This window comes from Pseudomonas fluorescens (assembly GCF_902497775.2).
Taxonomy (GTDB): domain Bacteria; phylum Pseudomonadota; class Gammaproteobacteria; order Pseudomonadales; family Pseudomonadaceae; genus Aquipseudomonas; species Aquipseudomonas putida_F.
Genome location: NZ_OZ024668.1, coordinates 2,827,296 through 2,851,510, shown reverse-complemented (window position 1 = coordinate 2,851,510; position 24,215 = coordinate 2,827,296). Strand labels below are relative to the sequence as shown.

The window sequence follows — 24,215 nt, the reverse complement described above, 5'->3', positions numbered from 1 at the left end:
CCATGTGAAAAGGGCATTCAAGCCAGGCCCAGCAGGGTCTGGATCTGTTGCGGGTCGACCGGTGCGCCGGCGAAGTCGTCGAAGGTGCGGGTGGTGACCTGGATGATGTGCTCACCGATGAACGCCGCACCTTCGCGGGCGCCGTCTTCCTGGTCCTTGAGGCAGCACTCCCATTCCAGCGTGGCCCAGCCGGGGAAGTCGTATTGGGCGAGCTTGGAGAAGATCGCCTTGAAATCGACCTGGCCGTCGCCCAGCGAGCGGAAACGTCCAGCCCGTTCGCTCCAGTCGCAGTACCCGCCGTAGGTCCCCTGGCGGCCGGTGGGATTGAACTCGGCATCCTTGACGTGAAACATGCGGATGCGCGTGTGGTAAATGTCCAGGTAGTCGAGGTAGTTCAGTTGCTGCAGGACGAAATGACTGGGGTCGAACAGCAGGTTGCAGCGCGGGTGCTGATCGACCAGGTCGAGGAAGCGTTCGAAGCTGCTGCCGTCGTGCAGGTCTTCGCTGGGGTGGATTTCGTAGCAGAGGTTGATGCCGTGCTCCTCGCAGGCATCGAGGATGGGCCGCCAGCGTCGTGCCAGCTCCTCGAAGGCCGTCTCGATCAAGCCCGCCGGTCGTTGCGGGAAGGGGAACAGGTAAGGCCAGGCCAGGGAGCCTGAGAAGGTGCCCATGTCGGTCAGGCCCAGGCGTTGCGAGGCCTTGATTGCCAGGTGCAGCTGCTCCAGCGCCCAGGCCGTGCGCGCCTTGGGTTTGCCGTGCAGCGCTGGCGGGGCGAAGTTGTCGCACAGGGCGTCGTAGGCCGGGTGTACCGCCACCAGTTGGCCGAGCAGGTGGGTGCTCAGCTCGCTGACCTGCAGGCCGTGTTCGGCAAGCATGCCGCGCAGCTCATCGCAGTAAGTCTGGCTTTCGGCGGCCAGCTCCAGGTCGAACAGGCGCCGGTCCCAGGCCGGCACCTGCAACGCCTTGAAACCATGGCCGGCCGCCCAGCGGGCGATCTCTGGGAGGCTGTTGAACGGTGCTTGCTCGGCGCTGAACTGGGCCAGGTGCAGGCTGGGGCCTTTGAGGGTACGCATGCTGACTTCCTATTGTTTGTCGATCGACAAACAATAGGGCGGCAACGGGCTTGCGTCAACTGTCTTGCAGGGTAGAATCCGCCACACCTGATTTGATGGACACACAACCCATGGCCGGACGTCCCCGGGAATTTGATCGCGACCAGGCCCTGCACAAGGCCCTGGCAACCTTCTGGCAGTACGGTTACGAAGGCACTTCAATGGCCTTGCTGGTCAGTGCTCTGGGCATTGCCTCGGCGCGCATCTACGCCGCCTTTGGCAGCAAGGAGCAGTTGTTTCGCGAAGTGGTGGCGCTGTACCTGGCCGAGCAGGGCGGCTTTGCCGAGCGGGTCATCAGTCGTGGCCTGCCGGTGTGCCAGGCGGTGGAGCAGATCCTGCTGGATGCCATCGCTACCTACACCGCAGCGGATGGCCCACGCGGCTGTCTGGCGGTGTCATCGACCGCCAGTGGCGGGCCGGATATCACTGGCGTGCTCGACTGGATGAGCGAGCTGCGCCGTCAGCGCACCCAGTCGATCATCGACCTGCTGCGCCAGGCCCACGGCCGTGGCGAACTCCAGGCTGATGCCGACCCTGAGGCCCTGGGCGACCTGTTCGCCACCTTGCTGCACGGCATTGCCATTCAGGCCCGCGATGGCATTGACGCACCGCGCCTGCAGGCGATGATCAAACCGGCGTTGAGCGCACTGCGCGCGGCCCGGGCCTGACTCAGCGCGCCTGCCCTGAGGCCCGCTCGCGCAAGGCCTTGCTTACTTTCGCCTGGATCGCGTAGGCCGGGGCTTCGACAGCGTCGAAGTCACGCGAGTAGCGCCGGGCGAATTCCTCCACGCCCCATTGCTGGTACTGCTGCACATGCTGCAGTTCGTGGGCCCAGAGCGCGACGTTGTCCTGGGCATCGGCGTCGTTGCGAAAAACGATGATGTCGATCAGGGTCACGGCATTGACGTCGGGGTTCTGCAGCAGGGCATTGGCGCTGTCCAGGGCTTGTTGGTCGCCGACCTTGTAGCGCGCTGCATCAAGCACCTGGAAGTCATAGAACGGCTCAAGTTGGGCGCGGATGTGCAGGGGGATCGGCAGCACCGTGCCGGCCGCCGCGCTGTCGCGCGCCTGCTGCAAGGCGAGGGCCAGGGAGCTGCTGGCCATGCGCCCGAGATCGTCGAGCACGGTGCCGGCCTGGCCGGGGTCGATAGGGGAGCAGATGCAACTGCCCAGGCAGATTTCGTACTGGCCGACCGGGCAGGCAGCGAGGGCGCCAAGCGGGGCAGCCAGGGCAAGGCTCAGCAGCAGCGACTCAAGGGGCTTCATGCATGGCCCCGGCAATGAAGTCGCGGGAGGCCTTGAGCACCTCTTGCTGGGTCGGCTCGTTGGCCAGCATGCGCGCAATCACCAGCGCGCCCACGCACTGGCTGATCAGCGCCCAGGCCAGGGCCGGGTCTTCCAGGGTCTGCGCCCAGGCCTGTTGCAGGCTGCACAGCCAGTGTTCGGCTTCTGCCCGCACCGGTTGCTCAGCACGGGCGATTTCTGCGCCCAGGGTCGGGAGCGCGCAACCGCCTTCGACATTGTGCAGATGGGCCATGCTCAGGTACTGGTCCAGGCAGCGCTCCAGCCGCGCGCGGCTCATGGGTCGCTGGGCAATCGGGCTGTTGCACAGCTCGCGGCGCACCACTTCGGTGAACAGGTCGTCCTTGGACGGGAAGTGGTTGTAGAAGGCACCACCGGTCAGGCCGATGGCCTTCATCAGCCCGGCCACGCCGGTGGCCGCGAAGCCACCGCGCTTGGCCAGGGCGCCGCTGCTTTCCAGCAACTTTTGCCGGGTTTGTTCTTTGTGGTTGGTCGAATAGCGCACGCCGATACGCTCCCTAGGGCTGGCTTGACGAGAGCTGGATCATAGCATAGCGTTCGTTTACTAAATGATCGTTTACCAATGGAGGCGAGACATGACCCAAGGCAAGAAGGTGGTACTGGTGGTAGGGGCCGGCGATGCAACCGGCGGCGCGATTGCCAGCCGTTTTGCCCGCGAGGGTTATGTGGCCTGCATGACCCGGCGCAGCGCCGACAAGCTGCAGCCGCTGGTGGACGAGATTCGCGCCGCCGGTGGCGAGGCCCACGGCTTTGCCTCGGACGCGCGCAAGGAAGAGGAGGTGGCAGCGCTGGTCGAGGAGATCGAAAGCAGCATTGGCCCGATCGAAGCCTTTGTCTTCAATATCGGTGCCAACGTGCCATGCAGCATTCTCGACGAGACCGCGCGCAAGTACTTCAAGATCTGGGAAATGGCGTGTTTCGCCGGCTTCCTGACCGGCCAGGCGGTCGCCCGGCGTATGGTCACCCGCGAGCGCGGGACTATCCTGTTCACCGGTGCCACCGCCGGCTTGCGCGGCGCTGCCGGGTTTGCCGCCTTTGCCGGCGCCAAGCATGGTATTCGCGCCCTGGCCCAGAGCATGGCCCGCGAGCTGGGACCGCGCAATATTCATGTCGCCCATGTGGTAGTGGACGGGGCGATCGATACCGCGTTCATCCGCGACAGCTTCCCCGAGCGTTATGCGCTCAAGGACCAGGACGGCATTCTCGACCCGCAGCACATCGCCGACAGCTACTGGTTCCTGCACAGCCAGCCGCGCGATGCCTGGACCTTCGAGCTCGACCTGCGGCCGTGGATGGAGCGCTGGTAAGTCACTCACAACAACAAAAAAGGAACCGCTGCAGATGAGCAAAACTGTCGAATTCTTCTTTGACCTGGGTAGCCCGGCCAGCTACCTGGCCTGGACCCAACTGCCACGACTCTGCGCCCAACACGCTGCGCAGCTTGTGTACCGGCCGATGCTGCTGGGCGGGGTGTTCCAGGCCACCGGCAACGCTTCGCCGGTGATGGTGCCGGCCAAGGCCCGGCATGTGTTCGTCGACTTTCAGCGCTATGCCAAGCGCTATGGCGTGACCCTGGCGTTGCCGCCAGGCTTTCCGATCAATACCTTGGGCCTGATGCGCGGCACCGTTGCCGTGCAGCGTTATCAGCCGGAGCGTTTCGAGGCCTACCTGAGTGCAGTGTTCCAGGCTATGTGGGTGCGCCAGCGGAATCTGGCTGACCTGCAGGTGCTGGCGGCGGTGCTGCAAGAGACCGGTTTCGACCCTGAGCAATACCAGGCCTGGAGCGCCGATCCCGAGGTCAAGGCCGCGCTCAAGGACACCACCGAAGAGGCGGTGCGCCGCGGCGTGTTTGGCGCACCGACCTGCTTTGTCGGCGAGCAGATGTTCTTCGGTCAGGACCGCCTGGAGTTCGTCGTCGAGGCGCTGGCGGAGCAGGACAGTCAAGTGTAGCGGCATTATTTTCCCTAACTGTATGGTCGAGGCGGATCAGGACTCCGTTAGTGTCAGCGCAGCCCAATAAAAAAACTGGATGCCTGCCATGCTCAGCTCACTGGACCTGATCACTGCCTTCGTGTTGTTCGCGTTCGTCTCCTCGATCACCCCGGGGCCCAACAACACCATGTTGCTGGCCTCCGGGGTGAACTTCGGCGTGCGCCGTTCGATCCCTCATGCGCTGGGCATCAGCGTGGGTTTCATGGTCATGGTCCTGGCGGTGGGCTTTGGCCTGGGCGAGGTGTTCAAGGCCTACCCACCGATCTACACCGTGCTGCGTTATGTCGGCGCTGCCTACCTGTTGTACCTGGCGTACAAGATCGCCACGTCCGGGCCGCTGTCGGTCAGCGATTCGGCCAGCCGCAAGCCCCTGGGCTTCTGGGGCGCGGCGGCATTCCAGTGGGTCAACCCAAAAGCCTGGGTGATGGCCGTGGGCGCGATTACCACCTACACCCCGGCCCAGGGCTACGTCACCAACGTCATCGTCATTGCCGCCGTGTTCGCCCTGGTCAACCTGCCCAGCGTGTGCGTCTGGGTGATGTTTGGCAGTGCCTTGCGCACGGTGCTGCAGAACCCGCGCTGGCTGATGCTGTTCAATCTGCTCATGGCCGTGCTGCTGGTGATATCCCTGTACCCCTTGCTGTTTGTAGAATCGAGCTTTTCCTGACGTGAGTGCGCTGGTACATGCAGTTGATTCCCTGGTCCCATGACACAAGTGCTGGCTTCACCCTGCGCGGCTGGCGCTCCCCAGCCAGTGGCAAACCGCTGCTGCATTTTCTTCACGGCAACGGCTTTTGCTGCCTGGTCTACCAGCCGTTGCTGGCGCGCCTGGCCGAACAGTTCGACCTGTGGTTGTGCGATGTCCAGGGCCATGGCGACAGCGACCATGGCGGCCCGTTCGCCGGCTGGAACCGCACCGCGCAGCTGGCCATCGAGGCCTTCGACGCGGGCCGCGGCGAGTACGGCGACGTGCCGCGGTTTGCCGTCGGCCACAGCTTTGGCGGGGTGCTCACCGGCTTGATGCTGGCCCAGCAGCCACAGCTGTTCCAGCGCGCGGTGCTGCTCGACCCGGTGCTGTTCAGCCGCGCCATGATGGGCATCATGGGCGCTGCGGCCCTGGTCGGCCTGCACCGTCGCCACGCCCTGGCCCGCAAGGCCGCCAGCCGCCGCAGCCACTGGCCGGACCGCAACGCGGCGCGAGCGTCGCTGGAGGGGCGGGGGATCTTCAAGGGCTGGAGCGAATCGGCGTTGCAGTCCTATATCGAACACGCCATCGGCGATTGCGGCGAGGGCGTGGTGCTCAAGTGCCGGCCCAGCCGCGAGGTGGAAATCTTCAGCTCCTTCCCCCGGCGCATGTGGGCCTCACTGACCCAGGTGAGCACCCCGAGCCTGGTGCTGTATGGCGAGTCCACCTATCCCTTCGTGCCCCAGTCGGTACAGCGCTGGGCCGAGGGCAACCGTCACGTCAACGCGACTCAGGTGCCGGGCGGTCACTGCTTCATGCAGGAAGATCCGGCGGCCTGCAGCCAGCAGGTCGAGGCCTTTCTGCTGGGTTGATACGGCTGTTGTCCATTTTGCGACGATAGCTGACCTTATCGCGAGCGAACGACACCGCGCCTTTGCCTAAGCTGCTGCTCCAATGACAACAACAGGAGAAGCAGCATGGGACAGGCGCGTTGGCCGTTGCTGTGCGCAGGGGTAGTGCTGAGCGGGGCGTGCAGCCATTTTGACCAGGACCGGGCACTGACACCGGCGCAGCGGCCGGAGGTGGAGCTGAGCCGCACCGCAGGTACCCGTGCGGATGCACTGGCGCAGGATTGGTGGTCACTGTACCAGGACCCGCAACTGAACCGACTGGTGAGCGCAGCCCTGGCATACAACCATGACCTGGCCGCCGCTCAGGCGAACGCCCAGGTACTGCTTGGCGGCCTGCGCGGTGCCGCCGCCGGCCGTTGGCCAAGCACCCTGGTGGGTTATGGCTACCGATATGGCCGCGATGGTGATGACCAGACCCTGGCCCAAGCCACCGACAGCCATGCCGACAGCCAGTGGCAGCATGAAGCGCAGGTGGGCCTGGACTACGAGCTGGACCTGTGGGGCCGGGTTGCCGCCGGTATCGTTGCCGCCCGCGCCGATGCTGAAGCGGCGCAGGCCGCCAGTGACCAGTTGCGGGTCAGCGTGGCGGCACAAACCACCCGGGCCTACTTGCGCATCTGCGCCCTGGGCGCTCGCCGCGAGGTGCAGCAACAGTCGGTGGCGCTGTTGCAAAACAGCCTGGCCCTGACTCGCCAGCAACGCGCTGCCGGGGTACTCACCGAACTGGATGTCAGCCGCCAGCAAAGCCTGCTGGAGCAGACCCGCGCGCTTTTGCCCTGGTTGCAGGGCCAGCGTCAGGCCGCCTTGTTCGAGCTGGCGGTGCTCAGTGGCCAGCCGCCGCAACAGGTCGATGAACACGCCAGCCGCTGTCAGCGTTTGCCCAGCATTGCCCGGCCATTGCCGGTGGGCGATGCCTGGAGCCTGTTGCAACGCCGTCCGGACATCCGCCAGGCCGAACGCCAGTTGTTCGCCGCCCGCGCCCGGATCGACACGGCCAACGCCGAGCTGTATCCGCAGGTGCATTTTGGCGCGGCGCTGGAGTCGTCAGCGGCAACGATTGGCGCCATGGGTGACAGCAAGGCGCTGACCTTTGCCATCGGCCCGTTGATCAGTTGGCGCTTGCCCAACCGCGAGCAGGCCCATGCCCGGGTCGAGCAAGCGCAAGCGAGCAGCGCCGGAGCCCTGGCGCATTTCGACAGCGTGGTACTGAGCGCCTTGCGCGATGTCGAGCAAGCCTTGGCGCTGTACGCCGGCGAACGCCAGCAACGGGCGGCGCTGGCGCGAGCCACGGGGCAAAGCCTGCGTGCCTTCGAACGGGTCCGGCTGAACCTGGAGGCCGGCGCCGCGGACGGCCTGGAGCTGCTCGACAGTCAACGCACCCTGGTCCGCCAACAGGCCGAACTGGCCGAAGCCGACCTGCGCCTGCTGGAGCGTCAGGTCGCGCTGTTCCGCGCCCTGGGTGGCGGCTGGCAGCGTAGCAACACCCCTCAAGCCCTTGCCTTGCACACCGGAGCCCGCCCATGAACCAGGCCGTTAGCCCTGATCCGCAGATTGCCACCCGGCCATTGACCCGTCGCCGCCAGGCCAGCTACGTGCTGGGCGCCGCCGGGCTGTTGGCGCTGCTGGCCTATGGCGGTTACTGGTGGAGCAGCGCGCGTTTCTTCGAGCAGACCGACGACGCCTACGTGCGTGCCGACTGGGCGCCGATCAGCGCGCGGGTGGCCGGTTATGTCGCCGAGGTGCGCGTGGCCGACAACGCACGGGTCAAGGCCGGTGAGGTGCTGGTGCGCCTGGACCCTCGCGACTACCAGCAGCGCCTGCGCCAGGCCCGTGCCCAACAGGCTGCCAGCGCCGCCGCGGTGCAGGCTCAACAGGCGCGCCTGGCCACCTTCAGCGCGCAGCTTGACGAGCAGCGCCAGGCCATCGCCCGGGCCCAGGCCGAGCACGCCGCCAGTGAAGGCGAAGCCCGGCGCGCGCAGCTCGACTGGCAGCGCTACCGGCAGTTGGCCGGGCAACAGGCCGCCAGCGCCCAGCGCCTGGAAAGCGCCACCGCCAGCCGGGTCAAAGCGCAGGCGCTGTTACGTGCAGCTGCCGCAGAACTTGAGCGCCAGCAGGCGCGGCAACGGGTGCTGAGCAGCCAACGGCAACAGGCCCAGGCCGATCTGGCATCGCGTCAGGCGGCCCTGGAAGAGGCCGAGGCGCAGTTGGGCCTGGCTGAAAACGCCCTGGCCGACACCGAAATTCGCGCGCCTTTCGATGGCGTGGTCGGCCAGCGCAAAGTACGCCAGCAGCAGTACGTCAGCCCCGGTTTGCCGTTGCTGGCGGTGGTGCCGGTGGCCCAGGCCTATGTGATCGCCAACTACAAGGAAACCCAGCTTGAGCACCTGCGCCCTGGCCAGCGGGTCACCCTGGACGTCGACACATTTGGCCGTCACTGGCAGGGCACGGTCGACAGCGTGTCGCCTGGCTCCGGCGCGGTGTTCGCATTGCTGCCGCCGGACAACGCCACCGGCAATTTCACCAAGATCGTCCAGCGCTTCCCGGTGCGCATCCAGCTCGATCCGTCGGCCGCCGGTGAAGCGCAACTGCTGCCCGGCATGTCGGTGATCGCCACGGTCGACACCCGGGAGGCCCGGCATGGCCGTTGAAGACAAAGTCTCGCTGCGCGCCTGGGTGGCGGTGATCGGCGGATTGTTCGGCTGCTTCATGGCCGGGATGAACGTGCACGTCACCAGCGCTGCCTTGCCGGAGATCGAAGGGGCGCTGGGGGCCAGTTTCGAGGAAGGCTCGTGGATCTCGACAGCCTACCTGGTCGCCGAAATCACCATGATCCCGCTCACCGCCTGGCTGGTGCAGGTGTTCTCCCTGCGGCGGGTGATGCTGGTGGGCTCGGTGGTGTTTCTGCTCAGTTCGGTCAGTTGCGCCCTGGCGCCGAGCCTGCAGGCAATGATCGCCATCCGGGTGATCCAGGGCGCCTCGGGGGCGGTGCTGATTCCGCTGTCGATGCAGTTGATCATCACCGAGCTTCCAGCGAGCAAAATCCCCTTGGGCATGGCCTTGTTCAGCCTGTCCAACAGCGTCGCCCAAGCGGCCGGGCCATCGATTGGCGGCTGGCTGACCGATGCGTATTCATGGCGCTGGATCTTCCTCTTGCAGTTGCTGCCGGGTATCGCCCTGATCGCGGCCGTGGCCTGGTCGATTGGTGCAAAGGAGGGTGACCGACGCAAGTTGCGCCAGGCCGACTGGCTGGGCATCGCCGCCATGGCCCTGGGCCTGGGGGCCTTGCAGATCGTGCTGGAAGAGGGCGGGCGCAAGGAGTGGTTCGACTCCTCGTTCATTGTCGGCTTCAGCCTGGTGGCCGGTTTTGCCCTGGCGCTGTTCATCCAGCGCCAGCTGTGGGGCGACCGGCCGTTCATCAATCTGCGGCTGCTGGCCAGTTACAACTTCGGCGTTGCCAGCCTGGCCATGGCGGTGTTCGGCGCGGCGACCTTCGGCCTGGTGTTTCTGGTGCCCAACTACCTGTCGCTGGTACAGGGCTACAACGCCCGCGAGATCGGTGTCAGCCTGATTGCCTATGGCCTGGTTCAATTGCTGCTGGCGCCGTTGCTGCCACGGCTGATGCGCTGGCTCAACGCCAAACTGCTGGTGGCCAGTGGCTTTGCGATCATGGCCCTGGGGTGCTGGCTGGGGGCACACCTGTCGGATGATGCCGCCGCCAACGTGATCATCCCCTCGACCGTGGTCCGCGGCATCGGCCAGCCACTGATCATGGTGGCGCTCTCGGTGCTGGCGGTCAAAGGCCTGGACAAGGCCCAGGCAGGCTCCGCCTCGGCGCTGATCTCGATGCTGCGCAACCTCGGTGGCGCAGTGGGCACGGCCTTGCTCACGCAACTGGTGTCCCAGCGTGAGCGCTTTCATTCCGAGCGTATCGGCGAGGGCTTGACGATGTTCGATGGCGCCGTGCAGCAGCGCCTGCCGGGCGGGCTGGTGGATGTGCAGTCGCCGGCAGTGGTGCAGACGCTGGACCTGATCGACCACAGTGTGCGCCAGCAGGCCTACCTGATGGCCTATTCGGATGCCTTCTACCTGTCCTGCCTGGCCCTGGCCGCCTGCGCCCTGGCGTCGTTGCTGCTGCGCCAGAAGGACGGCTGATCAGTCGGTCTGCGCCGCGCCATAGGCCTGGGCCTTGCCGAAGTAGGCCGAGGGCGATACCCCGAGGGTGCGGCGGAACATGGCGCTGAAGGCGCTGGGGCTGTCGTAGCCCAGGTCCAGCGCCACATCGAGGATCGGATGCCCGGCGGCCAGGGAGTCGAGGCTGGCCAGCAGGCGCATGCGCCGCAGCCACTGGATGAAGCTCAGGCCGGTCTCGCGCTGAAAGGCCCGGGTCAGGGTGCGGGCGCTGGTGCCGAGCAGGCGGCCGGCGCGTGCCAGGTTCCAGTCTTCGCTGGGCGCATCGCGCAGGGCCTGGCACAGCTCGGCCAGTTGCGGGTCGCGCGGCGTGGGTACATGCAGGGCCAGGATCGGCAGCACACGGATTTCATCGAGGATCAGCTGCATCAACCGTTCGTCGCGCCCGCCTGGTGGGTAGTCGGCGGGTATGTCCATGGCACTGATGATCAACTGGCGCAGCAGTGGCGAGATGTCGACCACCTGGCAATCCTGCGGCAGGTCGGTGCGGGCTTTCTGGTCGATGAACAGGGTGCGCATGCGTACGGCGCCGGCCATCTTCAAGTCGTGCTCGACCGCCGTCGGTACCCACACCCCACGCCCCGGCGGCACCACCCAACTGCCCTGCAGCGAGTTGACCGTGATCACCCCGCTGAGGGCGTGGATCAACTGCGCGCGATTGTGACAGTGGGCCGCAATGCGTTCGCCGTGGCGGTAGTTTTCGGCCAGGGTGAGGATGGGTTTTTCCGGGGGCGACATGAGCAGGGCCGTGTTGAGCGGGAAGCGCGATGGTAGCAAAAAGGGGGGCACTCTGTTCGCTGGCAAGCCAGCTTCAGGGGCGGTGCACGCAATTGCATTGTGGGAGCAGCGCGCGAATGTCCGGATGGCTCAGTGCATAACTCCAGTTATCGATATTAGGTTTTGCTCCTGGCCATGAATGCCCCTGTCGAATCCGCGCGACCTGGCATTTTTGTCAGTAGCGGCACGGCGTATCGAGGTATTGAATAAGGGTCGACCGGCGTTCTCGACGGGAACGCGCCTTCTGCCATCGACACCAGGGTACCCCCATGAATCAGGACTCGCCGTTCCCAGCTGTTACGCCACTGCTCCCCGACGAAGATCCCAGCCCCTGGTACCTGCGCGTTGAGCAGATCCAGTCGATCGTAAACAGTCATGTTCGCATTCCCTACATGACCGAGTTGTTCGATCACCCGGACGGTTTGGATGGCGGGATCACTGCTGCCGTGTTGCAAACCAACCCCAATGGTTTGCTGGTACTGGTGGAGCCGTACCTGCAAATGGCCCCAGGCGATGAAGTACGCGTATTCTGGGGCGATCCGGAGCAGGCGGCCACACCTGTTCCCTATGTGGTGCAACGGGACGACCTGAATAAGTTGCTGTACCTCTACGTGCCAGCACAAAACATCCCGAATGGCGTCGCGCAGGTCTGGTTTCAGGTCAAGGCACTGAGTGGCGATGAAGCCGACTCGGGACGCCTGCTGCTCAAGACCAAGCGCGCGCTGCCAGGCGGGCCGGACCCCCGGCCCGACCTGGAAGGTCATTACGGGCTGGTCCCGCCGGATGTACCGGTCGAGCTCATCGATGAAGAGTACGCCCGGCGCGGCGTGGAGGTGTATATCTTCCCTTGGCTGAACATGGCCGTGCGCGACACCGTACGCTTGAGCTGGGGTGGAGTGATCGTGGGCCATGAAGTCCAGGCGCAGGAAGTGGGCAAGCTGATCGAGATCGTCGTCGATTACGACACCATCATTGAAGCGGGCGACTCCGATGAGCTGGCGGTGGTGTACCAGTTGCTCGATGAGGTCGGTAACTTTTCGGATGGCTGGTCGCTACACAGCCATGCGCAGGTGGAGGCGGGTGGCTTTCGCCTCGATCCGCCACTGATCGCAGAAGCCGACGATGAAGGTTACGTCGATCTGGCGCAACTGGAGGGGGCGGATGTGACGGTGCAGGTCTACGCCTCACGGGCAACCGGTTTTGCCGTGAACGACCGGATCCAGGTCAAGTGGCGAGGGTTTACCGAAGAGGGGAGTGGTATAGCGCCGTTTGAACCGGAGCCTTTCATCCTTACGCGACTCCCTCATCTGGCACCGTTCAGTATTCCCAATGCTGTCGTTGCAGCGATTGCCCAAGGCATGGCCTTTGTGTCCTATGAACTGGACAAAGGGGTGGGGGGCGTGATTCCTTCCAAGCGCACCACGGTCGGGGTCAGGGGCGTGAACCTGGGGCTGGCCGCCCCGACCGTGGCCGAGGCGGTGGAGCAGCATCTACCTGCCGACCTGCCCCGGGCGCATGTGATTGTGCCGGCCTATGCCGGCATGGCGGTCGGGCAGCGGGTGGTGGTGGTCTGGCATGGCATACGTGCGGATCAGCGGCCGTACCTACATGAAGCGCATCGCTTGATCAGCAATAACAACCAGCTAGGTCAGCCGCTGGTGGTGGAGGTGAAGGCAGATCATATAGCCCTGCTCGATGGCGGTACGCTTGAAGTGTTCTACCGGGTCATCTACTCCAGCGGCCAATACCAAGAGTCGCAACGGCTGGGCCTGTACGTCGGTGAGGCGGTGGCGGAACTGGCGGCGCCGAGCGTGGACGATGTCGACAACGGTGCGTGGGACCCCGAAGGACGGCTGGTGGCCACGGTGCGCATTTTCCTCTACGACGGCATGCGCCAGGGGCAGAAATTGGTCCTGGCCTGGGGCAGTTATACCGACGAGATCACCGTTCCCGAAGTAGTGCCTGAAGTAGTCTTTACTGTGCCGGTAAGCGAAATCCTCCCCAGCCTGGGCGACGAGGTCCAGATCAGTTACTCGGTCGTCGAGGATAACCAGCGTCCCCGCTATTCCGACACCTTGACCCTGTACATCGGCGAGGCAGGATTGCGCTTTCCCGCCCCTGGTATTGTCGAGGCCGAGGGCGACGGGCTTGATCCGATCAATGTCCCCAGTGGCGCGACGATCACCATTGGGGTGGAGGCCGGCTTGCGTGTGAATGATGTGGTCACGGTGTACTGGCGCGGTGCTGAAGGGGCTGGCTCAGTGAGCAAGAGCCGCACGGTACGGACAGATGAAGTGGGTGAGGTTTACCGGGAGACGATCGAGCGGGAGGTGGTGCTGCTCAATCAGGAGGGCAGTGTGACCCTGGATTATACGGTCGAGCGTGATGGCGAGGTGTTTGAGTCGGCGGTGCGTGGGTTCAACGTAGGTAAGTTGATTGCGAGCGGGATTCCCAAGGTGATGGGGGCGCGGAGTGGTTCTGGCGGTGTCGACTGGGGTTACAGCATGAAACGTCTGCTGGTTGCAGTGGATACTGTTTCATTGCAACCCATTGAAGCGCGTTGGCGCTATGACGGGGACACTGAACCGCAGGTGGGCATGCATTTCCTTGATCAGGCACCTTCGCGGCTGCTGTACGTATGGACGGAAACTGCAGGTTCTCTCACGTTGGTCAATCGCTCCAATATTGGAGCCAATCCCTATTCATATACTGCAATCACCGATAGCGGTTCGATGATCGCCTGGGGTGCTCCATTAAACGGTGGCGTGCTTTCGCCTGTGGCGGCTCAGGTACGTGATGCGGTGGCGGTGGTGGGGGGGGACTGGGCGATGGTTGCTCGACGTGCTAATGGGGCGCTGGTTACCTGGGGGAGCAACCCACTTAGTTTGAGTGGTAACTTCACTCAGGCCATTGGCACATACTACGGCATGGCTGCTTTAACAGCGCAACGCAAGATACAGGCTTGGGGTAGAGATCTACCACCTGCCCCCATTGTTGCGCTCACGGATGTGGTGGAGTTGTACGGCGGACGGGCATCTTTTGCGGCACGAAGAGCTAGTGGTCATGTTGTGGGTTGGGGATATTATGGCGACGTACCTGCAGACATCGCCCAATTGACCGATATTGTCGATGTGTGTGCCAATGGACTTGCGTTTGCAGCCTTGCGTCGTACTGGCCAGGTGAGGGCTTGGGGGGCCGCTGACTATGGCGGCATTTTGCCGGAAGATATTGCTCGGTTGACCGACGTTGTTCGGGTCGCGGCCGCAGGTCATGGATTCGCCGTTTTACGCGCGAACGGCCAAGTCCAGTCGTGGGGGATAGGCTTGCCCGTTGAACTGGTTCCAATCAATGACTTTATCGACATACGAGGAGCGGGCGTAGCCTTTGCTGCAGTGCGCAGTGATGGCAGTGTAAAAGCATGGGGGAGGGTCGCTGGGGGAATCTTGCCGGACGAGATCGCCAGCTTGAAGAATATTGTTCAACTGGTTGCCTCCCTAGGCGCTTTTACTGTGCTGCTCAGCGATGGTCAGGTTCGCAGTTGGGGAGCCGCCCATCTAGGTGGAGCTATTCCGCCAACGCTTGTCGGACAGTTGGTTAACGTGCAGGCTGTGTACGCTAATTTCTTCGGGTTCGCAGCACTGACTGCAGATAAGCGCGTAGTTGCCTGGGGCAATTCACTGTATGGCGGAAATGCTCCCCCCAGCCTCAACGGCCAACTCACCTACTCCACCCCCGCCAGCCAGGCGCAGTTGAGCCAGCTGTCTGAGCAGGCCGTTCAGGAGACTCCACAACCCACCTGACCCTGCACCCAGCCGGGGGCGGTGTCCGCCCCTGGCCCTTACACCTCAGGACGCCTCGCGATTTAAGGATGGGCTTTTCCGGGGGCGCGGCAGGCGACATGAGCAAGGGCCGTAAGTGAGCGGGAAGCACGATGGTAGCAAAAAGCGCTTGGACTACGACCAACTTGACCCGAGATAAAACCCCGCAGATCAAAAGCTGATCTCGATCTCCTCACACAACACCCCGGCGCCCAAGCCATCGGTGCTGTGCAACTCGCTCTCCTTGCCCAGCGCTTCCAGCAATGGCCGCCGCGGTACTTCGGTGCCGGCCTCGGGGTTGCCGTGCTTGCCGGGCATGGTCGACAGCACACTGGTCAGGCGCTGCGGCGTACCGGCCTTGCCGCGCTTGCTGAAGCCGCCCCAGAGGCTTTTCGGCGTGGCATTGAGGCTGCCATGGTGGCCGACCTTGTACAGGTCGACGTCCGCCAGCAGCGCGCGAATTTCCGGGTGGCTCAGGGCATAACTCCAGTTTTCGATCTGCGCATCGCCCGGGAACAGCAGCTTCTTGCCTGCCACCTCGAACAGCAGGATCAGGCTGGTGTTGTTCATGGCCTTGTCCAGCGCCGTGACGATCTGCAGCAGTTGCTCGCCACGGGCTTCGCGCACCCGCCGGGCGATCCAGCGGGTGCTCATCGGCAGCTTGCTGCCACGGGTCGCCGGGTAGTCGGCAAAGGGCCCCGGGTCATCGTCCGGTGGGTTGACCTGGGCATCGAGCAACTGCCGGTGCAGGTGCCAGAACTCGGCCGGGTCGCGGCTGCGCTGCTTGCGGATCGAAGCGCTTTGCTCGACCGTGGGCGGGCCGAGGATATGCGTGCGCACACCGGGCAACAGCTCAGCCAGGGCATCCTCGCTGCCGAAGAAGGCATAGGCGTTGCGTGTGCCCATGCTCGCCAGGTTGTTCACGGCGCTGGCGTTGGAGATGTTGTCTTCGCCGATAAACCCCAGGCGCCTGGCCAGTTCCTCGGACAGCCCATGCCTGCCTTGGTCGAGCAGTTTGACCACGGCGCTGGCCAGGGCATTCATGCTCTGCAGGGTCTGGGCCATGCTGCGTGCACCGCGCAGGCCGGGTTGCTCGGGGGCGCTGGCGTCTTCAGCGAGCTCCAGCTGTTCGGTCCAGGGTTGCAGCACCAACTGCGGCGCCAGGCGGCGAATCACATCGCCGCTGGCGGTGCCGGCGCGGTTGCGGGCAAAGCCGCTGATATGGTCGGCATGGCGGTGGGTCGCGACCACCGCATCGAGCTTGCCCGCGCACTTGGCTTCAATGTCCTGGGCAATCGCCAGCAGGCGCTGGCCCTGGGTGACGCCCTTGGGCATGCCCATGGACCCGAAATCGATCAGCACGTGGCGGCGCACCCCGCCTGGGTAGTTGAAGCGCAGCAGGAAGCAGTCGCCAAAACCGACCTGGTAGGCATAGAGGGTCAGGCTGGTCGGGTTCATGCTTGCTCCTCGCGCAGTGGCCCAACCTGCCAGGCGCGCTGGCGATGCAACTGGGCCAGCGGGTTGCGCAGGTCTAGCTCGCTGGTTTCCAGGCCGGCCAGGTAGCTCAAGCGGCGCAGCTGCCACTGGCCGTCATTGAGCGGGCGCTGGACGTGGTACTTGATGCGCCCGTACTGATCGAAAATCAGCGTACCGGCGCCATACACGGTGAGGGCGTCGGTGGTCTTGATCCAGGCCGGACGCGGGCTGATGTTGCACACGCTCTTGAGTTCGGCGCCAAAAATGTTGGCCTTCATGATGTATTCACAGACGCTTTCGCGCAGCAGCAGGCCGTCGGTGCCCAGGCGGATACTCGGGCGCACTGACACCACCTCGGTGTAGGCGCGCTCGTCGATACCCAGCGCCGCGCGGTTCTCCCAGAGAAAACGAAACACCTCTTCGTCGTCGCGCAGCATCGAGTCGAAATGGCTGTTGCGGTACTGCACCTGGCCGTTGTCGGCAAAGCCGTGCCAGCAACCGTCGCTGTCGGTGCGCGCCGCTGGCGGGACGATGCCGAAGGCCTCGAAGGTGGTGCGGATGATCAGCCGGTAGTCGTAGCGCGAATCGTCCGGAGCCACCTGGGCGTCGACGGTGAGCAGGGCGGCCAGGTAGTCGCCGAACTCCAGGTCCAGCGGCGGGCAGTAGTCCAGGGCGCGGATGGCGATGGTCAGCAGCTGGTCGGCGGCCTTGGCGCCTTCCTCGACCACTTCACGCAGGTTGTACAGGTTGTCGCCAAAATTGCCCAGCTCGCCCAGGCGCGCCACCCACAGGGCGAGCATGCTGCGCAGCATGGCGGCGGCGAAGATTTCGCCGCGGTTGTGGGCTTGGGCAAACTGCTCGTCGCTCAAGTAATCGGCCGACGGCGCCAGCATCACTGAGCGGCGCAGGGCATTGGCGCGCAGGCCTTCAAGCTGTTGGCCGAACTCTTCGCCGATGCCGAACAGCAGCGATTCGGCGAGGTTCTGTGGGCTCAGTTGATCGCCATTGAGCAGCCGGCGCTCGCCCTGCACGGTCAGCTCGATGCGTTCGCCATTGGTCAGGGCGAACTCGATGATTTCGCGCAGGGAAAACACCGACAGCAGCGCCACCACGTCGGCAAAGCCTTCGTGGAAGGCGGCCTGATCCGGCCCCGAGGCATTCATGAAGCCGCCGCGCAAGCCATCGAGAATCGCGTGGGTGGCCTCGTGGGCGACGATGTCGTGGGACAGGCAGGTGAACACGTGCTGGCCGTCCAGGCCCTTGAAGTAGCCGAACATCAAGGCGCGATCAGCCCGTGAATAAAAGGCGTTGGCCTCGACGAAGGCGTGCGGCACCACGTGCAACTGATGCCCTTCGAAGCCCCAGCCAACCCGGCGCCCCAAGGCCATCTCGAAGCGCGCCAGGGTACGCATGACCACCGCGTAGACGTGCTGGCAATGAAATGCCGGATTGCCCAGCAGCGCCTCGCCGGGCGGATCGAAGGGGTCGACCATCGCACCACTGGTGGCGTCCTGCTGGTAGGCGTGGGCGTGGTACAGCTGGTTGCGCGAGGCATCGAAGTCGACCACCTTCAGGCGGTAGCCGGTGGGGCCCAGGCCGAGGGTTTCCAGCGGCACGCTGACCCGGGCGAACAGCAGCTCGCCGCGGGCATTACGTACCGCCGGGTCCTGGGCGAGGATGGTGAAGGTCTGGGTGTTGGCTTTCACGACCATGGGCAACGCTCCTGTGCACCAGGCTTACATCAGCGGAACTGCAGTCAGGGTAGCTTCAACGGCTCGTATTCCAAGGGCGTTTCATTGCCCTTGCGGTCAATCCGGTAATGCTTGCCGTCACGTTTTACGATGGCCTGGCCGTCACGGAAGAAGGCCCGGCTGTCGTAGATATACGGTAGCACCAGCTTGCCGGAGAGATCGACGAAGCCCCATTTACCTTCCTTGGCCACGCTCAGCAGACCGTCGTTGACCAGCCGCCCGCCCCAGGTATTGTAGGCGATGGCGTCGTATTCGAAGGGCAGCACGACTTTGCCGGCGGTGTTCATCAGGCCGCTTTTGTCGCTGTCACTGTCGTTTAGCAACACTAGGCCCTTATCGGTGAGGGGCCGGGAGCTGAAACGCAGGGGGATAACCTGCTTGCCCTTGCGGTTGATCATGCCGTACCGGTTGTTCTTGGCGACCACCGCCAAACCGTCCTGGGCGTCACTGAAACTCTCTACCCAGTCATAATCGAAGGGGATCACGGTGCGCCCCTGGGCATCGATGTAGCCACATTCGGAAGACGACAGGCAGACGCCTGCCAGGCCATCTTTGAAATGCCCGGGGCGCGTGTAGATCGTCGGGATGACCAGCTTCCCGTTGCGATCCATGAAGCCCCATTTGTTGTTGATGCGCACGGCGGCCATGCCTTCGTGGAAGGTCGGTTGCAGGTCGATGGAGGGCGCCACGATGACCTTGCCGCTGGCGTCTTTAAAGCCATACAGGCCATTTTCTTTGAAACTCACCGGGTCGGCGGGGGTGAGGCTGCAGCCGGTCAGGGCAAGTCCCAGGCACAGTACCGGGAGGGAGCGAAGTAAAGCCTTCAATTCAGTGCATTCCTTGGCAAGGCGAGAGTAGGGCAAGGCGCGCACCTTAGCCGATCGCGCCACCTTTGCCCAGCCACTCAACCGCGGGCGAAAGCCTCAAGGCCGGCGCCTTCAAGACGGTAGCGCACCCATTCATCCTGGGGCAGGGCGCCCAGGGACTTATAGAACTGGATGGCCGGCTCGTTCCAGTCGAGCACGCTCCACTCCAGGCGCCCGCAGCCGTTCTCGCAGGCTTCGATGGCGATATGGCGCAGCAGCTGCTTGCCGGCGCCGCCACCGCGTTGCTCAGGGGTGATGTACAGGTCTTCGAGGTAGATGCCGTTGCGCCCAAGCCAGGTCGAGTAGCTGTAGAAGTACACCGCATAGCCGATGGCCTGGCCATCGCGCTCGCAGATCAGGCTCAGGGCCTTGGCGCCGTCGTCGAACAGGGTGCGCTCGATATCGGCCTGGGAGGCGATCACCTCGTGGACGGCGCGTTCGTAGTCGGCAAGTTCGGTGATGAAGGCGAGGATCTGGGCGGCGTCGTCGCGCCGGGCGGGGCGGATGGTCAGGCTCATGGCAGGCTTCCGGCAAGTAAAGGAGCCGCCCATGTTAGCGGGAACTGGTCATCAGTGTTAGCGCACGGCATGCTAGGGCCACGCTCGAATTCCCAAGGCCACTAAAGGAACCTGCGATGACCTGGTCCGCCGCGCAGTACAGCACCTTCGAGAACGAACGCACGCGCCCGGTGCGCGATCTGGTGGCGGCGTTGCCCAACCAGACGGTTGCCCGCGCCGTGGACCTTGGCTGCGGTCCGGGCAACTCCACGCAAGTGCTCGCCAGCCGCTACTCCGAGGCGCAGGTCACAGGCGTCGACAGTTCCGAAGACATGATCGCCGCGGCCCGCCAGCGCTTGCCGCAACTGGCGTTCGAAGTCGGTGATATCGGCAACTGGAGCGCCGAACAGGGCGTCGATGTGATCCTCGCCAACGCCTCGCTGCAGTGGTTGCCCGACCACGCGCTGCTGTACCCGCACCTGGTGCGTCAGCTGACGGCCGGTGGCAGCCTGGCCATCCAGACCCCGGACAACCTCGATGAACCGGCCCACCGGCAGATTCGCGAGATCGCAAGGCTGGGTAGCTGGGCCGGCAAGGTCGGTGACCTGCAGTTGCCGCCACGGCACACCGCCGCCTATTACTACGATGTGCTCAGCCCCCATTGCCGGCGGGTCGATGTCTGGCGCACCACCTATTACCACCCGCTGGCAGGCGGCGCGCCGGCAGTGGTGGAGTGGTTCAAGGGATCGGCGCTGCGGCCGTATCTGGCGGCGCTGGATGCCCAGGAGCAGGCAGACTTTTTACAGTACTACCTGCAGGCCATGGAGCAGGCTTATCCGCTGGCGGCCGATGGCACGGTGCTGTTGCCATTCCCGCGGCTGTTTATCGTTGCAACCCGTTAAGCGATGCGTTGCTGGCGGCGCGCCTGCCACTGGCGCAACACGCGCAGGTAGACCAGGCCGTTGACCAGCACCACCACCGCGCCGAGCACCAGTTGGATGCTTGGTGTCAGCCCGGCCGGGTAGATGATCGGCCAGATGTAGTGCTCGATGAAACCGCCTTCGTAACCGGCCAGGCCCGAGGCCTGGCGCAGGCGGTTTTCCCATTCGGTGAGCGGGCAGGTGAGGTGAAAGAACTCCACGGCCGTCCCCCAGCACACCGCCGGCAGGTGCCACCACATCGCGCCGCGCCATTTGAGTACCAGCAAACCGCCAAACAGCACGAACAGAATGAAACACAAGTGAAACAGCACCAGACCATCGGCGCCCAGGCGGTAAAGCATGACGATTCCTTCCTCGGGGGGGGGGATTTTCCTGTAGTCACCATGATATAGGCATTCGTGGGTCGGTACGATTGCCATGAACCGCCTGGCCGAGGCATGCTGGGGCCTTTCTGCCCGCGGAGCCCGCCATGGAAGCCTCGACCCTGCTGCTCTATGTTATCGCCGCCAGCGCGGTGATGATCACCCCCGGCCCGGCCATGCTCCTGGCCCTGAATAATGGCGCTTCCCATGGCATGCGCGTGGCGGGGTTCGGCATGGCCGGGGCGATGCTCTCCGACCTGCTGTTGATCGCCGCGGTGGGCTGCGGCCTGGGCGCCTTGCTGCAAGCCTCGGAACAGCTGTTCAGTGTGGTCAAGTGGGTGGGCGCGGTGTACCTGCTGTACCTGGCCTGGGTGCTTTGGCGGGCGCCGAGCAGCGCTTTGCAACGTAGCGCGGTGAGCGCTGGCGCCAGCGGGCGTTCGGCGTTCTTGCGGGCCTTGTTCGTGGGTTTGTCCAACCCCAAGGGCTTGCTGTTCTTCTCGGCGTTCCTGCCGCAGTTCATTCGCCCTGAACAACCGGTGGCCGAGCAGTACCTGGTGCTGGCGATCACCAGCGCGGCGATCGACGGGGTGATGATGGCCGTCTACGCCTATGGCGGGCGTCACGCCATGCGGCGCTTTTCGGCGCGCACCCTGCAGTGGATCAACCGCAGTTGCGCCGGCATGCTGGCGGCGCTGGCGGTGGGCTTGAGCCTGTACCGGCGCAGTGAACTGCGCTGAGGGCAAACAGGCGAGGGAGGCTCAATGAGCCTCCCTCGCTGTTTTTACCCTCTGCCTCAGGACGCTTCGCAATACGGGTTGCGCGGGTCATGCAGCCAGTCGAGGAACGGCTTGCCGGTGTCCTGCGGGACCATCTCGATGCAGTCCTGCACCGGGCAGGTGATCTGGCACAGGTTGCAGCCCACGCATTCGGCGTCGATCACCTCGTAGCGGTGGCTGCCGTCGGCCTGCTTGAGGTTGGCGATGGCCTGGTGCGAGGTGTCTTCACAGGCGATGTGGCAGCGGCCGCAACCGATGCACGCTGCCTGGTCGATCTTGGCCACCACCTGGTAGTTGATGTCCAGGTACTTCCAGTCGGTGGTGTGGCTCACGGCGCGGCCCTGGAATTCCTTGAGGCTGCGGTAGCCCTGGCTGTCCATCCAGCGCGAAAGGCCGTCCTTCATTTCGTCGACGATGCGAAAACCATGCAGCATCGCCGCCGTGCACACCTGCACCGCGCCGCAGCCGAGGGCGACGAATTCGGCGGCGTCACGCCAGCTGCCAATGCCGCCAATACCGCAGATCGGCAGGCCGTGGGTGGCCGGGTCGCGGGCGATTTCGGCGACCATGTTCAGGGCGATCGGCTTGACCGCCGAGCCGCAGTAGCCGCCGTGGGTGCTCATGTCGCCGACGATGGGCAGGGCGACCATGCGTTCAAGGTCGACGCTGGTGATCGAGTTGATGGTGTTGATCAGCGACACCGCGTCGGCGCCACCGCGATGGGCGGCGCGGGCCGACTGGCGGATGTCGGTGATGTTCGGCGTCAGCTTGACGATCACCGGCAGCGAGCAGTAGGTCTTGCACCAGCGGGTGACCTGTTCGACGTACTCGGGAACCTGGCCGACCGCCGCGCCCATGCCGCGTTCGGGCATGCCGTGGGGGCAGCCGAAGTTGAGTTCGATGCCGTCGGCGCCGGTGGCTTCGACCAGCGGCAGGATGGCTTTCCACGACTCTTCGACGCAGGGCACCATCAGCGACACGATCAGCGCGCGGTCAGGCCAGTCCTTTTTCACCTGGGTGATTTCGCGCAGGTTGATCTCCAGGGAGCGGTCGGTGATCAGTTCGATGTTGTTGATGCCCATGACTTCGCGGTTGACCCCGTAGTGCGCCGAATAGCGCGACGAGACGTTGACCGCGGCGGGGTCTTCGCCCAGGGTTTTCCAGACTACGCCACCCCAGCCGGCCTGGTAGGCGCGGACCACGTTGTAGGCCTTGTCGGTGGGCGGTGCGGAGGCCAGCCAGAACGGGTTGGGCGCCTTGATGCCAGCGAATTCGATCGACAGGTCAGCCATTATGCAGCCTCCACATTGAGCATCAGGTGCGCATGCATGGCCTCGGCGGCCAGCTTGCCGTGCTGCACGGCCTGGACGGTGAGGTCCTGGCCGAGCTGGGTGCAATCGCCGCCGGCATAGACGCCGGGCAGGCTGGTGCGCAGCTGTTCGTCAACGCGAATGCGCTCGCCGTCGCGGGCCAGTTGCTGCCCGCTGCTGTCGCTCAGGGCGCTGTCATCGAACACCTGGCCGATGGCTTTGAAGATCGCGTCGGCGGCCAGCTCGAAGGTTTCCCCGGTTGGCTGCAGGCGGCCATCAAGCAGATACGTGCGGGCAAAACGCATGCCGCGCACCCGGCCCTGATCGTCGAGCAATACTTCCTCAGGTTGGGCCCAGGTCAGCAGGCGTACCTGGTTCTCCTTGGCGATGTGTTGCTCGTGTTCGGTGGCGCCCATGTCCTCGACGCCACGGCGGTACACCAGGTTGACGTCGCGGGCACCGAGACGGGCCATCTGCACGGCCATGTCGATGGCGGTGTTGCCGGCGCCGAGGACGATGCAGCGGCCGGCCACGGGCAGGGCGCTGAGGTCATCGGCCTGGCGCAGTTCGCGGATGTACTCGGTGGCGGCGAGCATGCCCGGCGCCGCTTCGTTGGTAAGGCCCAACTGGCGTACGGCATTCAGGCCCAGACCGAGGAACACCGCGTCGAACTGCTGTTGCAGCTCGGCCAGGCTGAGGTTGTCGCCCAGCACCTGGCCGTGGCGGATTTCGATGCCGCCGATCTGCAGGACGAAATCCACCTCGCGCTGGGCGAAGTCGTCCACCAGCTTGTACTTGGCGATCCCGTATTCATTGAGGCCGCCGGCTTTTTCCCGGGCTTCGAAAATCACCACGTCATGGCCGTGCCAGGCCAGCCGATGGGCGCAGGAAAGCCCTGCCGGGCCGGCACCCACTACGGCAATGCGCTTACCGGTGCTGGCGGCGCGCTGGAACGGGTGCTGGGCAAACTCGGCGTGGTCCACGGCATAGCGCTGCAACAGGCCGATCAGCACCGGCGCGCATTCCTGGTGGTTGTTGCGCACGCAGGCCTGCTGGCAAAGGACTTCGGTGGGGCATACCCGCGCACAACTGCCGCCGAGGATATTGGCCGAAAGGATCTTCTGCGCCGCGCCCTGGACGTTCTCCTGGTGGATGTTGCGGATGAACGAGGGAATGTCGATCTCGCTGGGGCAGGCGTTGACGCACGGGGCATCAAAGCAGTACAGGCAGCGCGAGGCTTCCAGCTCGGCCTGGCGGGCGGTCAACGGCGGTGCCAGGTCGCTGAAGTGCTCGGCGAGGGTGGCGTTGTTCTCGGACGGTCGGGGGAGGTGGTTGAGGGAATCGATCACGGTGGGTTCCTCTTTTTTTCTTGTTTTTTGGGAAGGCTTCGCCTTCCATCGCGGGTCAAGCCCGCTCCCACATGTGGGAGC

22 protein-coding genes are annotated in these 24,215 nt (G+C 64.6%); 11 read left to right on the top strand and 11 right to left on the bottom strand.

Annotated features, from left to right (window positions below; genetic code table 11):
• Positions 1-17: 17 nt before the first annotated feature.
• Entirely contained in the window at positions 18-1,073 is a 1,056-nt protein-coding gene (locus F8N82_RS12945) for a sugar phosphate isomerase/epimerase family protein (protein ID WP_038995696.1), read from the bottom strand.
• Positions 1,074-1,183: 110 nt separating this feature from the next.
• Here F8N82_RS12945 and F8N82_RS12940 point away from each other — a divergent pair, with 110 nt between their 5' ends.
• The gene (locus tag F8N82_RS12940; protein ID WP_038995694.1) at positions 1,184-1,780 is read left to right on the top strand and encodes a TetR/AcrR family transcriptional regulator; all 597 of its coding nucleotides are present in this window, start codon (positions 1,184-1,186) and stop codon (positions 1,778-1,780) included.
• Position 1,781: 1 nt separating this feature from the next.
• Here F8N82_RS12940 and F8N82_RS12935 read toward each other — a convergent pair whose 3' ends face one another.
• On the bottom strand, positions 1,782-2,378 hold the full coding sequence (locus F8N82_RS12935; RefSeq protein WP_038995693.1) for a DUF4157 domain-containing protein: 597 nt from the start codon (positions 2,376-2,378) through the stop codon (positions 1,782-1,784).
• Positions 2,365-2,919 (bottom strand): TetR/AcrR family transcriptional regulator, encoded by a 555-nt coding sequence (locus F8N82_RS12930; protein ID WP_038995691.1) that lies wholly within the window; start codon positions 2,917-2,919, stop codon positions 2,365-2,367. The genes F8N82_RS12935 and F8N82_RS12930 overlap by 14 nt, the downstream gene beginning before the upstream one ends.
• Positions 2,920-3,010: 91 nt before the next feature.
• Between F8N82_RS12930 and F8N82_RS12925 the strand changes: the two genes are divergently transcribed.
• The 7 genes from F8N82_RS12925 to F8N82_RS12895 all read left to right on the top strand — a co-directional run bounded on the left by F8N82_RS12925 (position 3,011) and on the right by F8N82_RS12895 (position 10,175).
• Complete coding sequence (locus tag F8N82_RS12925) at positions 3,011-3,742, top strand: SDR family oxidoreductase (protein ID WP_038995690.1); 732 nt, start codon at positions 3,011-3,013, stop codon at positions 3,740-3,742.
• Positions 3,743-3,776: 34 nt separating this feature from the next.
• Positions 3,777-4,385, top strand: a complete 609-nt coding sequence (locus F8N82_RS12920) for a 2-hydroxychromene-2-carboxylate isomerase (protein WP_038995689.1) — start codon at positions 3,777-3,779, stop codon at positions 4,383-4,385.
• A gap of 79 nt (positions 4,386-4,464) precedes the next feature.
• A complete protein-coding gene (locus F8N82_RS12915) occupies positions 4,465-5,094 on the top strand; it encodes a LysE family translocator (protein ID WP_176470467.1) in 630 nt (209 codons plus the stop codon).
• Between the two features lie 17 nt (positions 5,095-5,111).
• On the top strand, positions 5,112-5,984 hold the full coding sequence (locus F8N82_RS12910) for an alpha/beta fold hydrolase (protein ID WP_038995687.1): 873 nt from the start codon (positions 5,112-5,114) through the stop codon (positions 5,982-5,984).
• A gap of 105 nt (positions 5,985-6,089) precedes the next feature.
• The gene (locus F8N82_RS12905) at positions 6,090-7,547 is read left to right on the top strand and encodes an efflux transporter outer membrane subunit (protein WP_038995686.1); all 1,458 of its coding nucleotides are present in this window, start codon (positions 6,090-6,092) and stop codon (positions 7,545-7,547) included.
• The gene (locus F8N82_RS12900) at positions 7,544-8,671 is read left to right on the top strand and encodes an HlyD family secretion protein (RefSeq protein WP_038995685.1); all 1,128 of its coding nucleotides are present in this window, start codon (positions 7,544-7,546) and stop codon (positions 8,669-8,671) included. Before F8N82_RS12905 ends, F8N82_RS12900 begins: the two co-directional genes overlap by 4 nt.
• Positions 8,661-10,175 (top strand): MDR family MFS transporter, encoded by a 1,515-nt coding sequence (locus F8N82_RS12895; RefSeq protein WP_095162999.1) that lies wholly within the window; start codon positions 8,661-8,663, stop codon positions 10,173-10,175. Before F8N82_RS12900 ends, F8N82_RS12895 begins: the two co-directional genes overlap by 11 nt.
• On the opposite strand, the gene F8N82_RS12890 is transcribed toward F8N82_RS12895, so the two are convergent.
• The gene (locus tag F8N82_RS12890) at positions 10,176-10,949 is read right to left on the bottom strand and encodes an AraC family transcriptional regulator (RefSeq protein ID WP_038995684.1); all 774 of its coding nucleotides are present in this window, start codon (positions 10,947-10,949) and stop codon (positions 10,176-10,178) included. It abuts the gene before it with no gap.
• Between the two features lie 308 nt (positions 10,950-11,257).
• Here F8N82_RS12890 and F8N82_RS12885 point away from each other — a divergent pair, with 308 nt between their 5' ends.
• Complete coding sequence (locus tag F8N82_RS12885) at positions 11,258-14,788, top strand: RCC1 domain-containing protein (protein WP_038995683.1); 3,531 nt, start codon at positions 11,258-11,260, stop codon at positions 14,786-14,788.
• Positions 14,789-14,977: 189 nt separating this feature from the next.
• Here the strand turns inward: F8N82_RS12885 and F8N82_RS12880 are convergent, their stop codons facing one another.
• The 4 genes from F8N82_RS12880 to F8N82_RS12865 form a co-directional block, all read right to left on the bottom strand.
• Positions 14,978-16,264, bottom strand: coding sequence for a hypothetical protein (locus F8N82_RS12880; protein ID WP_038995682.1), 1,287 nt, complete (start codon positions 16,262-16,264; stop codon positions 14,978-14,980).
• The gene (locus F8N82_RS12875) at positions 16,261-17,994 is read right to left on the bottom strand and encodes a hypothetical protein (protein WP_038995681.1); all 1,734 of its coding nucleotides are present in this window, start codon (positions 17,992-17,994) and stop codon (positions 16,261-16,263) included. The genes F8N82_RS12880 and F8N82_RS12875 overlap by 4 nt, the downstream gene beginning before the upstream one ends.
• 44 nt (positions 17,995-18,038) lie before the next feature.
• Positions 18,039-18,860, bottom strand: a complete 822-nt coding sequence (locus F8N82_RS12870; protein ID WP_038995680.1) for a WG repeat-containing protein — start codon at positions 18,858-18,860, stop codon at positions 18,039-18,041.
• 77 nt (positions 18,861-18,937) lie between these two features.
• Positions 18,938-19,417: a GNAT family N-acetyltransferase gene (locus F8N82_RS12865; RefSeq protein ID WP_038995679.1), complete on the bottom strand. Its 480-nt coding sequence runs from the start codon at positions 19,415-19,417 to the stop codon at positions 18,938-18,940.
• A 116-nt stretch (positions 19,418-19,533) separates the two neighbouring features.
• On the opposite strand from F8N82_RS12865, the gene tam reads away from it, so the two are divergent.
• Positions 19,534-20,298, top strand: a complete 765-nt coding sequence (tam, locus tag F8N82_RS12860) for a trans-aconitate 2-methyltransferase (protein ID WP_038995678.1) — start codon at positions 19,534-19,536, stop codon at positions 20,296-20,298.
• Here tam and F8N82_RS12855 read toward each other — a convergent pair.
• Positions 20,295-20,678, bottom strand: coding sequence for a DUF2784 domain-containing protein (locus tag F8N82_RS12855; RefSeq protein ID WP_038995677.1), 384 nt, complete (start codon positions 20,676-20,678; stop codon positions 20,295-20,297). The two genes, tam and F8N82_RS12855, sit on opposite strands and share 4 nt — an antisense overlap.
• Positions 20,679-20,806: 128 nt before the next feature.
• Between F8N82_RS12855 and F8N82_RS12850 the strand changes: the two genes are divergently transcribed.
• Positions 20,807-21,436, top strand: coding sequence for a LysE family translocator (locus F8N82_RS12850; protein WP_038995676.1), 630 nt, complete (start codon positions 20,807-20,809; stop codon positions 21,434-21,436).
• Between the two features lie 56 nt (positions 21,437-21,492).
• On the opposite strand, the gene preA is transcribed toward F8N82_RS12850, so the two are convergent.
• Entirely contained in the window at positions 21,493-22,770 is a 1,278-nt protein-coding gene (preA, locus tag F8N82_RS12845; protein WP_095163033.1) for an NAD-dependent dihydropyrimidine dehydrogenase subunit PreA, read from the bottom strand.
• Complete coding sequence (locus F8N82_RS12840; protein ID WP_038995674.1) at positions 22,767-24,134, bottom strand: NAD(P)-dependent oxidoreductase; 1,368 nt, start codon at positions 24,132-24,134, stop codon at positions 22,767-22,769. Before F8N82_RS12840 ends, preA begins: the two co-directional genes overlap by 4 nt.
• Positions 24,135-24,215 lie beyond the last annotated feature (81 nt).

Excerpts from the sequence above, each read along its gene's own strand:
- F8N82_RS12920 (WP_038995689.1), top strand. The coding sequence starts at position 3,777 with ATGAGCAAAACTGTCGAATTCTTCTTTGACCTGGGTAGCCCGGCCAGC.
- F8N82_RS12905 (WP_038995686.1), top strand. The coding sequence starts at position 6,090 with ATGGGACAGGCGCGTTGGCCGTTGCTGTGCGCAGGGGTAGTGCTGAGC.
- F8N82_RS12865 (WP_038995679.1), bottom strand. The coding sequence starts at position 19,417 with ATGAGCCTGACCATCCGCCCCGCCCGGCGCGACGACGCCGCCCAGATC.
- F8N82_RS12850 (WP_038995676.1), top strand. The coding sequence starts at position 20,807 with ATGGAAGCCTCGACCCTGCTGCTCTATGTTATCGCCGCCAGCGCGGTG.
- F8N82_RS12890 (WP_038995684.1), bottom strand. The coding sequence starts at position 10,949 with ATGTCGCCCCCGGAAAAACCCATCCTCACCCTGGCCGAAAACTACCGC.
- F8N82_RS12945 (WP_038995696.1), bottom strand. The coding sequence starts at position 1,073 with ATGCGTACCCTCAAAGGCCCCAGCCTGCACCTGGCCCAGTTCAGCGCC.
- F8N82_RS12885 (WP_038995683.1), top strand. The coding sequence starts at position 11,258 with ATGAATCAGGACTCGCCGTTCCCAGCTGTTACGCCACTGCTCCCCGAC.
- F8N82_RS12915 (WP_176470467.1), top strand. The coding sequence starts at position 4,465 with ATGCCTGCCATGCTCAGCTCACTGGACCTGATCACTGCCTTCGTGTTG.
- F8N82_RS12910 (WP_038995687.1), top strand. The coding sequence starts at position 5,112 with ATGCAGTTGATTCCCTGGTCCCATGACACAAGTGCTGGCTTCACCCTG.
- tam (WP_038995678.1), top strand. The coding sequence starts at position 19,534 with ATGACCTGGTCCGCCGCGCAGTACAGCACCTTCGAGAACGAACGCACG.
- F8N82_RS12935 (WP_038995693.1), bottom strand. The coding sequence starts at position 2,378 with ATGAAGCCCCTTGAGTCGCTGCTGCTGAGCCTTGCCCTGGCTGCCCCG.
- F8N82_RS12855 (WP_038995677.1), bottom strand. The coding sequence starts at position 20,678 with ATGCTTTACCGCCTGGGCGCCGATGGTCTGGTGCTGTTTCACTTGTGT.
- F8N82_RS12900 (WP_038995685.1), top strand. The coding sequence starts at position 7,544 with ATGAACCAGGCCGTTAGCCCTGATCCGCAGATTGCCACCCGGCCATTG.
- F8N82_RS12880 (WP_038995682.1), bottom strand. The coding sequence starts at position 16,264 with ATGAACCCGACCAGCCTGACCCTCTATGCCTACCAGGTCGGTTTTGGC.
- F8N82_RS12895 (WP_095162999.1), top strand. The coding sequence starts at position 8,661 with ATGGCCGTTGAAGACAAAGTCTCGCTGCGCGCCTGGGTGGCGGTGATC.
- F8N82_RS12875 (WP_038995681.1), bottom strand. The coding sequence starts at position 17,994 with ATGGTCGTGAAAGCCAACACCCAGACCTTCACCATCCTCGCCCAGGAC.
- F8N82_RS12925 (WP_038995690.1), top strand. The coding sequence starts at position 3,011 with ATGACCCAAGGCAAGAAGGTGGTACTGGTGGTAGGGGCCGGCGATGCA.
- F8N82_RS12940 (WP_038995694.1), top strand. The coding sequence starts at position 1,184 with ATGGCCGGACGTCCCCGGGAATTTGATCGCGACCAGGCCCTGCACAAG.